The organism is Streptomyces antibioticus (assembly GCF_002019855.1).
GTDB lineage: Bacteria > Actinomycetota > Actinomycetes > Streptomycetales > Streptomycetaceae > Streptomyces > Streptomyces antibioticus_B.
This window is the reverse complement of the sequence record NZ_CM007717.1, coordinates 6,166,812-6,179,636: the sequence shown is the minus strand read 5'-3', so window position 1 is coordinate 6,179,636 and position 12,825 is coordinate 6,166,812. Positions and strand designations below refer to the sequence as shown.

Here is a 12,825-nt window from a genome sequence, read left to right as displayed (position 1 = left end):
GTCCACACCGCCTCGCCCGGGGACGGACCTCAGCGGGGCTGGCCGGATCGGCGCGGCGGCGGCCTCAGCGGGCTCCCCCGGATCGCCCAGCAACCGCGCCCGTCCCGCCGCCCACCGGCTTGGCCGAGGCGCCGAACGCCCAGCCACACCCGTCACACCGACGCGACCCACACCACCTCGCCCGGGGATCGGCCGACGGAGCCAGCCGGATCGACACGGGGACGGACCTCAGCGGGCTCCGCCTGACCGGCGCAGCCACCGCGCCCGCACCCGCCGCTCGCCGGCATCACCCCGCCGCCCAACGCCCAGCCGCACCCGCCGGACACCCGACACCAACCGCACCACCCCGTCCGGGGACGGACCCCGACGAGGCTCCGCCGGATCAGGGCAGGGGCGGCCGCCAGGCTTCAGCGGGGCGCCCGGCGCAGCAACAGCCAGAGGATCGTGAGCAGGGTCGTGCACAGGCACCAGCTTGCGAAAACGTCCAGGGGCCAGTGGTAGCCGCGGCGGGTCAGGCCGTAGGAGACCGTCAGGGCGAGGACTGACGCGGTGGCTACGGCCGTGCGGCGTTGTGTGGGCGTGGGCAGCCAGGGGAGGAGGAGCAGGGCCGCGCCGCCGTAGGCGATGGCCGCCGTGGCGGTGTGGCCGGAGGGGAAGTAGCCGGGGCCCGGCGGTACCACCGGCGTGCCGTACCGGGCGGTCCAGGCTTTCAGGGGGACGACGATCAGCGGGACCAGGGCCATCAGGATCATCGCGGCGAACGACGGCACCCACCAGTCCCGTCGGCCGGCCACCCAGGCCCGCCGGGCCACGTACACCGCGACCAGCAGCAGTACCGGCACCGCGACGGGCACGTCCCCCAGGTCGGACATCAGCTCGGAGGCCCGGTCCGGGTGGACGAGGGTCCGGCTGATCCGCTCGTCCAGCCGCAGCAGCGGTCCGTCGACGACGACCTGCCAGGTGATCAGCGCGAGGAGGGCGATGGGGAGAGTGAGCAGCAGGGGCACCGACGACCGGTGTGTGGACTTCTGCTGCTCAGGGCTCTGCTGGTCGGAGCGGGGTGGCATGAGGTACACCCTCTCAGCCCGGCCCTACCGGCGGCGCCTGAACGCGCCTGTGCTCAGAAGGAGGTCGGCCACCCCGGAACAGGGGGGGTGGTTCCGGGGTGGCCGTCCGGATCGGGACGCCGGCCGCCCCGGGGGGTTTGGGGCGGGCGACCGTCCGATCGGTGTGGAATCCGAAACCTCGGGCTCCGGTGGTGTGCGCGAGGGCACGCCCAGGTCGAAGCCGGGAGGCTCCCACCCGGTTCGCCCGCAGTCCCCTGCGGGCGGGGTGTATCTCTCATCTGGGTAGAACGTACGGCAGTGGCAGGCGGTACGACAGACGGAATCCCGTCCCGCCATCCACCTCGCACACGTTCTTCACACGCTCTGCCGCACGGGGGGAGTCGGCTGCGCGCCGCCCCGCTCAGATGCGGGCGAACGCCTGCTCGATGATGTCGAGTCCCTCCTTGAGGAGGTCGTCGCCGATCACCAGCGGCGGCAGGAAGCGCAGCACGTTCCCGTAGGTGCCACAGGTCAGGACCAGCAGGCCCTCCTGGTGGCACGCCTTGGCCAGCGCGGCGGTCGCCTCCGGGTTCGGCTCCTTGGTCGTACGGTCCTTGACCAGCTCGACGGCGATCATCGCGCCGCGGCCGCGCACATCGCCGATGACGTCGAACTTCTCGGCCATCGCGGTGAGACGGGACTTCATGATCGCCTCGATGTGCTTCGCCTTGGCGTTGAGGTCCAGCTCCTTCATCGTCTCGATGGAGCCGAGCGCACCGGCGCAGGCGACCGGGTTGCCGCCGTAGGTGCCGCCCAGGCCACCCGCGTGCGCGGCGTCCATGATCTCGGCGCGGCCGGTGACGGCGGCCAGCGGCAGACCGCCGGCGATGCCCTTGGCGGTGGTGATCAGGTCCGGGACGATGCCCTCGTCCTCGCAGGCGAACCACTGGCCGGTGCGGCAGAAGCCGGACTGGATCTCGTCGGCGACGAAGACGATGCCGTTGTCGGCGGCGAACTGGCGGATCGCCGGGAGGAAGCCCTTGGCGGGCTCGATGAAGCCGCCCTCGCCGAGCACCGGCTCGATGATGATGGCGGCCACGTTGTCGGCGCCGACCTGCTTGGAGATCTGGTCGATGGCCTGCGCGGCGGCCTCCGGGCCCGCGTTCTCCGGACCGGTGGGCCAGCGGTAGCCGTAGGCGACCGGGACGCGGTAGACCTCCGGCGCGAACGGGCCGAAGCCGTTCTTGTACGGCATGTTCTTCGCCGTCAGCGCCATCGTGAGGTTGGTGCGGCCGTGGTAGCCGTGGTCGAAGACGACGACGGCCTGGCGCTTGGTGTAGGCGCGGGCGATCTTCACCGCGTTCTCGACGGCCTCGGCACCCGAGTTGAACAGCGCGGACTTCTTGGCGTGGTCACCCGGCGTCAGCTCGGAGAGGGCCTCGGCGACCTCCACGTAGCCCTCGTAGGGGGTGACCATGAAACAGGTGTGGGTGAAGTCGGCGAGCTGGGCCGAGGCCCGGCGTACGACGGCCTCGGCGGAGGCGCCGACCGAGGTCACGGCGATGCCCGAGCCGAAGTCGATCAGACGGTTGCCGTCCACGTCCTCGATGACGCCGCCGCCCGCGCGCGCGGTGAACACCGGCAGCACGGACCCCACGCCCTGCGCGACCGCGGCGAGGCGGCGGGCCTGAAGCTCCTGCGACTTCGGGCCGGGGATGGCGGTGACGATCCGGCGCTCCTGCGGAAGGGCGGTCATGAGGGGCTCCTGAAGGTTCTGGAGGTTCTGGGGTGTCCTGCGGTGGTGCGGACGCGTTTCTTCTTTTCTCGCAGGCTAGGACGGGTCACGGAGGGTCGGCATGCTCCATGTGGGCGGTGTCGGCCGGACGGCTTGTCCGCCGTGGACATAGCCGTGGACACAGCCGTGGACATGGAGGTGCGCCGCGGCTCCACGGGAACAACGCCGCGGCCCCGGCCGCGTAAGCGGTGAACTCCCCTTGCCCGCGCGTTAGATTGACCGCTGACGGTGGACGGAACGGCTGGTCAGGGAGCAGGGGCGATGGACAGCGACGGGACGCAGGACGCCCGGGGTACGCACGCGAATCCTGTACCGCGCCCGGCCGGGCCGCCGCGGATGCCCGCGGTACCGCCCCGGCCGGCCGGGGGGCCGGGGGCCGTGCCTCCGCCCGCGTCCCCGCAGGACCAGCCGGACCAGCCGGACCCGCGGTCCGCGTCCGCCGTCGCCGCGTGGCTGGACGAGGAGCGCCCGGCGGCCGGGCCCGGCATCTGGCGGTTCGGGTACCGGCTGCCGAAGGCCGCGCGAGCGTCGGAGCGGCTGGCCCCGGTCACGGTGATCGGCATGATCGTGCCGCTGGTGGTGGCGCTGGTGCTGTGGTCGCTGTGGCGGCGCGGCGCCCTGCCGTACCAGTTCACGCTGCTGCGGGTGTTCACCCCCGGTGACTGGTGGTGGGGCGGGACGATCGCCTCGCCGAAGACCTTGGAGGGCGCCGAGGCCCGGGTGGTCTACGACGGGGTCTTCTTCGCGGTGCTCGCCTTCTCGATGGGCCGGCTGGGCGGCTGGCCGGAGACCGTACGGCACTTCGTGGGCCGCCGGCCGCAGCCGTCCCGGGCGCTGCTCGCCCTGGTGTGCGCGCTGTCCGCGCTGAGCCTGGTGTTTCCCGAGGCGTTCCCGGGCGTCGGCTGGGACGCGCTGCCGGTCGTCGATCCGGTCTTCTCGCTGATCGTCCTGATCGCGGGCGGCTACGAGGTGTTCGCCTCCGTCCTGTTCACCGACGCGCTGTACGCGGCGATGACCCTGCTGATCGTGTGGCCGTTCGCCAAGGTCGGCGGCTGGGTGCCGTATCTGAAGGAGCGGCTCGCCGCCCGGCGCGCGGCGACCGGGGCGGCGCCGCTGCCGGCCACCGTCGAGCGGCCGCGTTCGCAGTGGCCGGAGCTGCGCGAGGCCGGGCAGTACGAGGCGGCCGACCTGCTGACCGCCGAGGTGGCCGGCGGGCGGATGAACGACGTGGACTGCGCGCGGGTGCGGCGGGCCTGGACGACGGGTCTGCCCGACTTCCGGGAGACCGTACTGCGCGCGGGCGGGGCGGCCTGGGCGCATCCGTCGGGCGCCCGCGATCTGCCCCGGCGCGGGGCACGTCACGATCTGCTGGCCGGGCAGGTGCGGGTCGGCCGCTGGGTGGCCGCCGAGCGCGCCCCGGCGAGCTACCACGACGCGGGCGCCGCGCTGGGCCCGGAGGCGCTGGGCACCTCGCTGCTCGCGGTCGGGCCGTCCGGGTCAGGAAAGACCCGCTCGCTGGTGGAGCCGCTGACCGAGGCACTGGCGCTCCAGGCGCTGACCGGCGGCTGCGCGGTCGTCGCGGTCTCCTCCCCCGGCGGCCGTCCGCTCGGCTCCGACGACGCGTTCGACGTGATCGTGCGGATCGGCGACCCGTCGTCCGTGCACGACCTGGACCCCTACGCGGAGTCCGAGGACGCCGACGAGGCCGCCGCGATCCTCGCCGAGGCGCTGGTCGGAGACCTCGACACCGTGAACGCCCAGGGCGCGGCGACCGCGCTCGCCCAGCTCCTCGGCCCCTACCGGGCGGCGTACGGCCGTTTCCCGGGCCTGCCCGAGCTGCGCGAACTCCTGGAGGGCGAGCCGGAGGCGCTGGCCGCGCTGCGGGAGGCCGTGGCCGGGGACGAGGTGATGCGCCGTGAGCTGGAGGCCCGCGCCCGGCAGACCGGCACCGCCGGGGATCCGGGCCGGGCGCTGGCCGACCGGCTGGCGCTGCTGAACCGTCCGGCGTTCGCCGGGTTCTTCGGCGGGGGCGGCGAGACGCACCGGGCGTTCTCGCTGCGCGCGGTCGCCCACCATCCGCTGCGGGTCCGTGTCGACCCGCCCGAGCACGGGCACGAGGAGGCGGGCCGGCTGATCACCCGGCTGGTCCTCGCCCAGTTCCAGGCGGTCGTACGGGAGGGTCGGCGCGGCCACTTCGCGTGTCTGGTGCTGGACGACGCGACGGGGGCGGTCACCGCGGGGTCGGTGCGCCGGATCCAGCGGCTGCGCTCGCAGAACGCGGGCGTGGTGCTGGCGCTGCGCACGGTCGCGGACGTCCCGGAGGCGCTGCACGGGCCGCTGTACGGGGCGGTGGGCTGCCGGATGGCGTTCTCGGGGATCACCACCTGGGACGGCGCCCGGTTCGCGCAGACCTGGGGCACCGAGTGGGTGGAGACCACGGAGGTCGCCAAGCACACCGTCTTCGCCGACCAGCCGATGACCCGGGCCATCCACGCGCTGCGCAAGCTGGTCACCGGGCGGGCGGTGACCACGGACGCGGTGACGGTACGCCAGGTCGAGCGGGAGCGCTGGTCGGCGTCCCGCCTGGCGCACGAGGTGCCGCCGGGGCACGCCGTGCTGTCGCTGACGACCGTACGGGGCGAGCACGCGCCGCCGCTGCTGGTGGACCTGCGGGGCTGAAGCGCGGAAGCGGGGCCGGGGATCCATCCAGTGAGGCAGAATCGGCACTGACCCTTCATACGAAGCGGCCAAGTGATCGCCCCGCTGTTCCCCGCTCCTCCCCCTCTCCCCTGAAGGCCGTATGCCGCCCACGCTCGCCTCGCTCGTCCATCACTCCGCGCTGAAGCTGACCGTGCGGGCGGGCGAGGACCGCTTGGACGTCCCGGTGCGGTGGGCGCACGTCAGCGAGCTGGCGGACCCCGTGCCGTACATGGAGGGCGGGGAGCTGCTGCTGATCACCGCGCTGAAGCTGGACGCGGAGGATCCGCAGGCCATGCGGCGCTATGTCCGGCGGCTGGCGGGCGCCGGGGTGGTCGGGCTGGGGTTCGCCGTCGGGGTCAACTACGAGGAGATCCCGGAGGCACTCGTGGACGCGGCCCGCCAGGAGGGCCTGCCGCTGCTCGAAGTGCCCCGGCGCACGCCGTTCCTCGCGATCAGCAAGGCGGTGTCGGCGGCGATCGCGGCCGACCAGTACCGGGCGGTGACCGCCGGGTTCGCGGCCCAGCGGGAGCTGACCCGGCAGACGCTGTCGGACGGCCCGGAGGGGCTGCTCGCCGCGCTCGCCGGACAGGTCGCCGGATGGGCGGCGCTCTACGACGCCTCGGGCGCCGTCGTCGCCGCCGCGCCGGAGTGGGCGGGCCGGCGGGCGGCGCGGCTCACGGCGGAGGTGGAGCGGCTGCGGGAGCGGTCGGCACCGGCCTCGGTGGTGGTGGGCGGCGAGGAGAACACCGAGCACGACGACCGGGTGGAGCTGCACTCCCTCGGCACCGGGCGGCTGCCGCGCGCCGCGCTGGCGGTGGGCACGGCGGCGGCCCTGGGCACGGCCGAGCGGTACGCGGTGCACTCGGCGATCGCGCTGCTCACCCTGACCACCGAGCGCTCCCGCTCGCTGCACGCGGCGGAGCAGCGCATCGGCTCGGCGGTGCTGCGCATGCTGCTCGCGGGCGAACCGGACCACGCGCGGGCCGTCGCCGGGGACCTGTACGGCGAGCTGCTCGACGCCCCCTTCCGGGTGATCGTGGCCGAGCCGGCCGCGCCGACGGACACCGGCCGGGAGGCGCTCGGCGCGCTCGCCGAGGTCGTCGAGTCGGCGGCCGCCCGCTCGGGTGCGGCGGTGCTGGTGGTGCCCGAGGGCGAACGTCTGGTGGTGCTGGCGGCGGACGAGGGCGCGGTGGTGACGGCGGCCACCCGGTACGCGTCGACGCTGGAGGGCGCGCGGGCGGCGGGCGAGGTCCGTGAGGAGGAGCCGGTGGTGGGTCTGTCGGCGCCGGCCGGGCCGATCGCGGCGGCTTCGGCCTACCGGCAGGCCGAGCAGGCGCTGTCGGTGGCCCGGCGCCGGGGCCGGGTGCTGGTGGAGCACGAGCGGCTCGCGGCGGGCTCGGTGCTGCCACTGCTGGCGGACGACGCGGTCCGGGCGTTCGCGGACGGTCTGCTGCGCGCGCTGTACGAACACGACGCGACCGGCCGCGGCGACCTGGTCGCCTCCCTGCGCGCCTGGCTCTCCCGCCACGGCCAGTGGGACGCGGCGGCCGCCGACCTCGGCGTCCACCGCCACACCCTCCGCTACCGCATGCGCCGCGTGGAAGAAATCCTGGGCCGCTCCCTGGACGACCCGGACGTACGGATGGAACTGTGGCTGGCCCTGAAGGCGACCACACCGGACGAGTGACGGCGGCGCCGCCGGTGACCGCGGTGTCCGGGGCGGGGCGAGCGGCGAAGCCGAGCCGACGGACCCAGCACGACGAGCACCACGTCCGCCGCGAACCGGCGCCGGAGTCGTCCGGGGCGGGGCCACAGACCGGCGGCGGGCGTGCGTAGGGGCCGCCTTCCCGCGGGGAGTCGGGAAAGCAAGGCCCCGCCCGGGGCGCCGGAAGGCGCGCACGAACACGACGTCCGCCGCGCGCATCCGCGGTGGGGGCGGGAGCACGGGCCGACGGCGGGATCCGCGTGGCCCGTCGCGGGCCGGGTCTCGCCGGGCCACCCACGCACGTGAGGGCCGACCTTCGCGGGGCCGGTCCGGATCGTCGGACGGCGCACGACGAGCACCACGTCCGCTGTGCGAGCCCGCGCCGACATCGTCCGGGCGGGGCTCAGTCCGGCTGTGGGATCCGCGTCAGCCGTCGAGGGCCGGGCCCCACCAGGCAGCCGACACCGACAAGTGGGGGCCGGCGTCCCCGCAGGGGGCGGGAAGGCGGAAGGGCGTGCGCGAGCACCGCGTCCGTCGTGCGGACCCGCGGTGGAGTCGTCCGGGGCGCGGGCGCGGGCCGACGCCGTGGGGCTCGGCCTTCCCGCGGGGGGTCGGGAAGGCGGGGCCCGTCCGGGGCGTCGGCGCGGCAGGGCCCGGGGTCAGTCGCGGGCGTCCCCGGGTGGGCCCGCCGCCGCCTCGTGCATGGCCAGTTCCAGCAGGGAGGGGTCGGTCAGGGTGCCGGAGCCGTCCGGGGGGACCAGCCAGCGGACGCCGCCGGTGGCCCGGCCGGGGTACGGGACGACGATCCAGGTGCCCGCGCCGGCCGTGCGGATACCGGTGCCGATCCAGCGGGCGGCGGTGCCCGGCGGCACGAAGAACCCCATCCGGTTGTCGCCGAAGTCGACGAGCACCGGTCCCGGCCGGTCGAGGATGCGGGTGAGCACGTCGAGCGTGGGGTAGCCGAGTTCACCCGGCAGGATGAGTACGTCCCACGCCCTGCCCGCCGGCAGCAGCGCCACCCCCAGGGGGTTGCGCTCCCATTCCCAGCGGCAGGACTCGGGATCCGGTGCGACGGATGTCAGCCATTCGACCGCCGTCTTCGCCCCAGCCATGAGAAGACCTCCCTCTTCCTCTGCGTGACGCGGTCGCGCCACCGTGAGGGAGAGGGAGGTTCCCGGCGAGCATTACGCGGGTTCCGGAACCTCTATGGAGTGAACCGGGTCACACGCCCGCTAGCTGTCGAAGCCCAGGCCCATCTTGTCCATGGTCCGCAGCCACAGGTTGCGGCGCCCGTCGTGCGCGTCGGCGCGGGCCAGCGACCACTTGGTGAGCGCGATGCCGGTCCAGGCGAACGGCTCCGGCGGGAACGGCAGCGGCTTGCGGCGGACCATCTCCAGCCGGGTCCGCTCGGTGCTCTCCCCGGCCAGCAGGTCGAGCATCACCTCGGCCCCGAACCGGGTCGCGCCGACACCGAGGCCGGTGTACCCGGCGGCGTAGGCGACCTTCCCCCGGTGGGCGGTGCCGAAGAACGCGGAGAACCGCGAGCAGGTGTCGATCGCCCCGCCCCACGCGTGCGTGAAGCGGACGCCCTCCAACTGCGGGAAGCACGTGAAGAAGTGCCCGGCGAGCTTGGCGTAGGTCTCGGGCCGGTCGTCGTACTCGGCGCGCACCCGGCCGCCGTACGGGTAGACGGCGTCGTAGCCGCCCCACAGGATCCGGTTGTCGGCGGACAGCCGGAAGTAGTGGAACTGGTTGGCGGAGTCGCCGAGTCCCTGCCGGTTCTTCCACCCGATCGCGTCGAGTTGGGCCGGGGTGAGCGGCTCGGTCATCAGCGCGTAGTCGTAGACCGGGACGGTGTACGACCGCACCCGCCGGACCAGGTTGGGGAAGATGTTCGTGCCGAGCGCCACCTGCCGGGCGTGGACCCGCCCGTACGGGGTGCGGACGGCCATGCCGGCGCCGTACGGCTTCAGCGCGAGCGCCGGGGTGTGCTCGTGGACGCGGACGCCGAGCCGCATGCACGCCTTCTTCAGGCCCCAGGCGAGCTTGGCGGGGTGCAGCATCGCCACGCCCCTGCGGTCGTACAGGCCCGCCCGGAAGGTGGGCGAGTCGACCTGCGCGCGGACCGCGTCGGTGTCGAGGAACTCGACGCCGTCGGCGAGGCCGCGGCGCTCGATCTCCTCGTACCACTCGCGCAGTTCCCGCGCCTGGTACTCCTCGGTGGCCACGTCGATCTCGCCGGTGCGCTCGAAGTCGCAGTCGAGGCCGTACCGGGCGACCGCCGCCTCGATCTCGTCGAGGTTGCGCGCGCCCAGCTCCTCCAGCCGGTGGATCTCGTCGGGCCAGCGGGCGAGCCCGTTGGGCAGCCCGTGGGTGAGGGAGGCCGCGCAGAAGCCTCCGTTGCGGCCCGAGGCGGCCCAGCCCACCTCGCGGCCCTCCACCAGCACCACGTCCCGCTGCGGATCGCGCTCCTTGGCGACGAGCGCGGTCCACAGTCCGCTGTACCCGCCGCCGACGACCAGCAGATCGCAGGTCTCGGTGCCGGTCAGCGCGGGCTCGGGGTGCGGCTTGCCCGGGTCCTCCAGCCAGTACGGGACCGGCTGCGCCTCGGAGAGCGACTTTGTCCAGGTGTTGTCTTCAGTACCACGGCTCATGGCGCTTGGGGCCATGATTTCAACTCCCTACAGGGGCTTATGCCTTTTGTCTGTTGCGGCGATTGCTGATGACCATGGAGGTCAGGACGAACAGTACGGCGATGAGGAACATGGCCGTACCGATGACATTGATCTGAACGGGTGTGCCGCGCTGTGCGGAGCCCCAGACGAACATCGGGAAGGTGACGGTCGAGCCGGCGTTGAAATTGGTGATGATGAAATCGTCGAAGGAGAGCGCGAAGGCGAGCAGCGCGCCCGCCGCGATTCCGGGTGCGGCGATCGGCAGGGTGACCCTGATGAACGTCTGGAACGGGCCGGCGTAGAGGTCCTGGGCCGCCTGCTCCAGTCTCGGGTCCATGGACATGACGCGCGCCTTGACGGCCGTCACGACGAAACTGAGGCAGAACATGATGTGCGCGATCAGGACCGTCCAGAAACCCAACTGAGCACCCAGGTTGAGGAACAGGGTGAGCAGCGAGGCCGCCATGACGACCTCGGGCATGGCCATGGGCAGGAAGATCAGCGAGTTGACGGCACCCCGCGCGCGGAACCGGTAGCGGACCAGCGCGAAGGCGATCATCGTGCCGAGGACGGTCGCGCCGAGCGTCGCCCAGAAGGCGATCTGGAGGCTGATCGACAGCGAGCCGCACATGTCGGCGACCCCGCAGGGGTCTTTCCAGGCGTCCGTGGAGAACTGCTGCCACTGGTAGTTGAAACGGCCCTTCGGTTTATTGAAGGAGAACACCGTGACGACGATGTTCGGCAGCAGCAGATAACCGAGGGTGAACAGTCCCGCGATGACGACGAGATGGCGCTTGAGCCAGTTGACGAAGGGCATTTAGACCAAGTCCTCCGTCCCCGACCTGCGGATGTAGAAGGTGACCATGAACAAAATGGCGGCCATGAGAATGAAGGAGAGGGCCGCCGCGGTCGGATAGTCCAGGACGCGCAGGAACTGCGTCTGGATCACGTTTCCGATCATGCGGGTGTCGGTCGAGCCGAGGAGTTCGGCGTTGACGTAGTCACCGGCCGCCGGGATGAAGGTCAGCAGGGTGCCGGAGACCACGCCGGGCATCGACAGCGGGAAGGTGACCTTGCGGAAGGTGGTGACGGGCCGGGCGTACAGATCGCCGGCCGCCTCGTGCAGCCGTCCGTCGATGCGCTCCAGCGAGGTGTAGAGCGGCAGCACCATGAACGGCAGGAAGTTGTACGTCAGACCGCACACGACCGCGAGCGGCGTGGCGAGGACCCGGTCGCCCGAGGTCCAGCCGAGCCAGCTCGTGACGTCCAGGACGTGCAGGGTGTTGAGCACCTCCACGACCGGTCCGGAGTCCGCGAGGATCGTCTTCCAGGCGAGGGTGCGGATCAGGAAGCTGGTGAAGAACGGCGCGATCACCAGGATCATGATCAGGTTCCGCCAGCGGCCCGCGCGGAACGCGATGAGATACGCCAGCGGATAGCCGAGCACGAGACACAGGACCGTGGCGGCGGCCGCGTAGGAGACCGAGCGCAGGAACTGCGGCCAGTACTCGCTCAGCGCGTCCCAGTAGGTCGCGAAGTGCCAGGTGACCTTGTAGCCCTCTTCGAGGGAGCCGGTCTGCACGGACGTGGACGCCTGGTAGATCATCGGCAGCGCGAAGAACACCACCAGCCAGAGCAGACCCGGCAGCAGCAGGAGATACGGCGTCCAACGGCCGCGCTTGCGGGGCGGTTTCCCCTTGGCGGCGGCCGGGGCGAGCGGCGGGGGCGCCTCGGTGAGCGTCGCCATCAGACCGCCGCCTCTTCCTGGATGCCGGCGTCGATGTCCTGGGCGGCGTCGAGTCCGAACGTGTGCGCGGGGCTCCAGTGCAGGACGACGTCGGCGCCGGGGACCAGCCGGGCGTCACGCTCGATGTTCTGGGCGTAGACCTCGAACTCGGGGCAGACCGTGCTGTCGATGACGTACTGCGTGGAGACGCCGATGAACGACGAGTTGGCGATCTTCCCGGTGATGCGGTTGCGGCCCTCGGGTATCTCTCCGGCGTCGTCGGCGTGGCTGAGGGTGATCTTCTCCGGGCGGACGCCGACCAGCACCTTGCCGCCGGTGGCGGCGGGCGCGGAACATCGGGCGCCGGGCAGCACCAGCTTGCCGCCGCCCGCCTTGAGGACGATGTCGTCGCCGCTCCTGGTGTCGACCTCGGCCTCGATGAGGTTGGAGGTGCCGAGGAAGTTGGCGACGAACGTGGTCTGCGGGTTCTCGTACAGGTCCGCGGGCGAGCCGAGCTGTTCGACCCGGCCCGCGTTCATCACCGCGACCGTGTCGGCCATGGTCATGGCCTCCTCCTGGTCGTGGGTGACGTGCACGAAGGTGATGCCGACCTCGGTCTGGATCCGCTTCAGTTCGAGCTGCATCTGACGGCGCAGCTTGAGGTCGAGGGCGCCCAGGGGCTCGTCGAGGAGGAGCACCTTGGGGTGGTTGATGAGCGCGCGGGCGACGGCGACGCGCTGCTGCTGGCCGCCGGAGAGCTGGTGCGGCTTCTTGCGCGCCTGCTCGCCGAGCTGGACCAGCTCCAGCATCTCCTCGACCTGCTTCTTCACGCTCTTGATGCCGCGCCGGCGCAGACCGAAGGCGACGTTCTCGAAGATGTCGAGGTGCGGGAAGAGGGCGTAGGACTGGAAGACGGTGTTCACCGGGCGCTTGTACGGCGGCAGGACGGTGACGTCCTGGTCGCCGAGGTGGACGGTGCCGGAGGAAGGTTCCTCCAGTCCCGCGATCATGCGCAGGGTGGTGGTCTTGCCGCAGCCGGAGGCGCCGAGCAGGGCGAAGAACGAACCCTGCGGGACGGTCAGGTCCAGCGGATGGACGGCGGTGAAGGAGCCGTAGGTCTTGCTGATGCCGGTGAGGCGGACGTCGCCGCTGCCGCTGCCGTTGTCGGTGGTCTTCAT

The 12,825-nt window shown here is 72.6% G+C and carries 9 protein-coding genes; 2 read left to right on the top strand and 7 right to left on the bottom strand.

Annotated elements, in window-relative coordinates:
* Positions 1 to 407: 407 nt before the first annotated feature.
* Together AFM16_RS28145 and gabT are read right to left on the bottom strand one after the other, a co-directional pair.
* Complete coding sequence (locus AFM16_RS28145; RefSeq protein WP_078634994.1) at positions 408 to 1,067, bottom strand: phosphatase PAP2 family protein; 660 nt, start codon at positions 1,065 to 1,067, stop codon at positions 408 to 410.
* 400 nt (positions 1,068 to 1,467) lie between these two features.
* Positions 1,468 to 2,802, bottom strand: a complete 1,335-nt coding sequence (gabT, locus tag AFM16_RS28140; protein WP_078634993.1) for a 4-aminobutyrate--2-oxoglutarate transaminase — start codon at positions 2,800 to 2,802, stop codon at positions 1,468 to 1,470.
* 300 nt (positions 2,803 to 3,102) lie between these two features.
* On the opposite strand from gabT, the gene AFM16_RS28135 reads away from it, so the two are divergent.
* Positions 3,103 to 5,520 (top strand): ATP/GTP-binding protein, encoded by a 2,418-nt coding sequence (locus AFM16_RS28135; protein WP_078634992.1) that lies wholly within the window; start codon positions 3,103 to 3,105, stop codon positions 5,518 to 5,520.
* 121 nt (positions 5,521 to 5,641) lie between these two features.
* Entirely contained in the window at positions 5,642 to 7,228 is a 1,587-nt protein-coding gene (locus tag AFM16_RS28130) for a PucR family transcriptional regulator (RefSeq protein ID WP_078634991.1), read from the top strand.
* 677 nt (positions 7,229 to 7,905) lie between these two features.
* Here AFM16_RS28130 and AFM16_RS28125 read toward each other — a convergent pair.
* From AFM16_RS28125 to AFM16_RS28105, 5 genes are all read right to left on the bottom strand, one after another.
* Positions 7,906 to 8,358, bottom strand: coding sequence for a hypothetical protein (locus tag AFM16_RS28125; protein ID WP_030796986.1), 453 nt, complete (start codon positions 8,356 to 8,358; stop codon positions 7,906 to 7,908).
* A 120-nt stretch (positions 8,359 to 8,478) separates the two neighbouring features.
* Positions 8,479 to 9,915 carry an NAD(P)/FAD-dependent oxidoreductase gene (locus tag AFM16_RS28120; RefSeq protein WP_078634990.1) on the bottom strand — a complete coding sequence of 479 codons (1,437 nt, stop codon included), beginning with the start codon at positions 9,913 to 9,915 and terminating at the stop codon, positions 8,479 to 8,481.
* A 22-nt stretch (positions 9,916 to 9,937) separates the two neighbouring features.
* On the bottom strand, positions 9,938 to 10,738 hold the full coding sequence (locus AFM16_RS28115; RefSeq protein WP_030796982.1) for an ABC transporter permease: 801 nt from the start codon (positions 10,736 to 10,738) through the stop codon (positions 9,938 to 9,940).
* Positions 10,739 to 11,668, bottom strand: a complete 930-nt coding sequence (locus AFM16_RS28110) for an ABC transporter permease (RefSeq protein WP_030796981.1) — start codon at positions 11,666 to 11,668, stop codon at positions 10,739 to 10,741.
* A complete protein-coding gene (locus tag AFM16_RS28105; protein ID WP_179123392.1) occupies positions 11,668 to 12,825 on the bottom strand; it encodes an ABC transporter ATP-binding protein in 1,158 nt (385 codons plus the stop codon). Before AFM16_RS28105 ends, AFM16_RS28110 begins: the two co-directional genes overlap by 1 nt.

Bases quoted from the DNA above. Each gene is read 5' to 3' on its own strand.
- AFM16_RS28145 (WP_078634994.1), bottom strand. From the start codon at position 1,067: ATGCCACCCCGCTCCGACCAGCAGAGCCCTGAGCAGCAGAAGTCCACA.
- gabT (WP_078634993.1), bottom strand. From the start codon at position 2,802: ATGACCGCCCTTCCGCAGGAGCGCCGGATCGTCACCGCCATCCCCGGC.
- AFM16_RS28135 (WP_078634992.1), top strand. From the start codon at position 3,103: ATGGACAGCGACGGGACGCAGGACGCCCGGGGTACGCACGCGAATCCT.
- AFM16_RS28130 (WP_078634991.1), top strand. From the start codon at position 5,642: ATGCCGCCCACGCTCGCCTCGCTCGTCCATCACTCCGCGCTGAAGCTG.
- AFM16_RS28125 (WP_030796986.1), bottom strand. From the start codon at position 8,358: ATGGCTGGGGCGAAGACGGCGGTCGAATGGCTGACATCCGTCGCACCG.
- AFM16_RS28120 (WP_078634990.1), bottom strand. From the start codon at position 9,915: ATGGCCCCAAGCGCCATGAGCCGTGGTACTGAAGACAACACCTGGACA.
- AFM16_RS28115 (WP_030796982.1), bottom strand. From the start codon at position 10,738: ATGCCCTTCGTCAACTGGCTCAAGCGCCATCTCGTCGTCATCGCGGGA.
- AFM16_RS28110 (WP_030796981.1), bottom strand. From the start codon at position 11,668: ATGGCGACGCTCACCGAGGCGCCCCCGCCGCTCGCCCCGGCCGCCGCC.
- AFM16_RS28105 (WP_179123392.1), bottom strand. From the start codon at position 12,825: ATGAAGACCACCGACAACGGCAGCGGCAGCGGCGACGTCCGCCTCACC.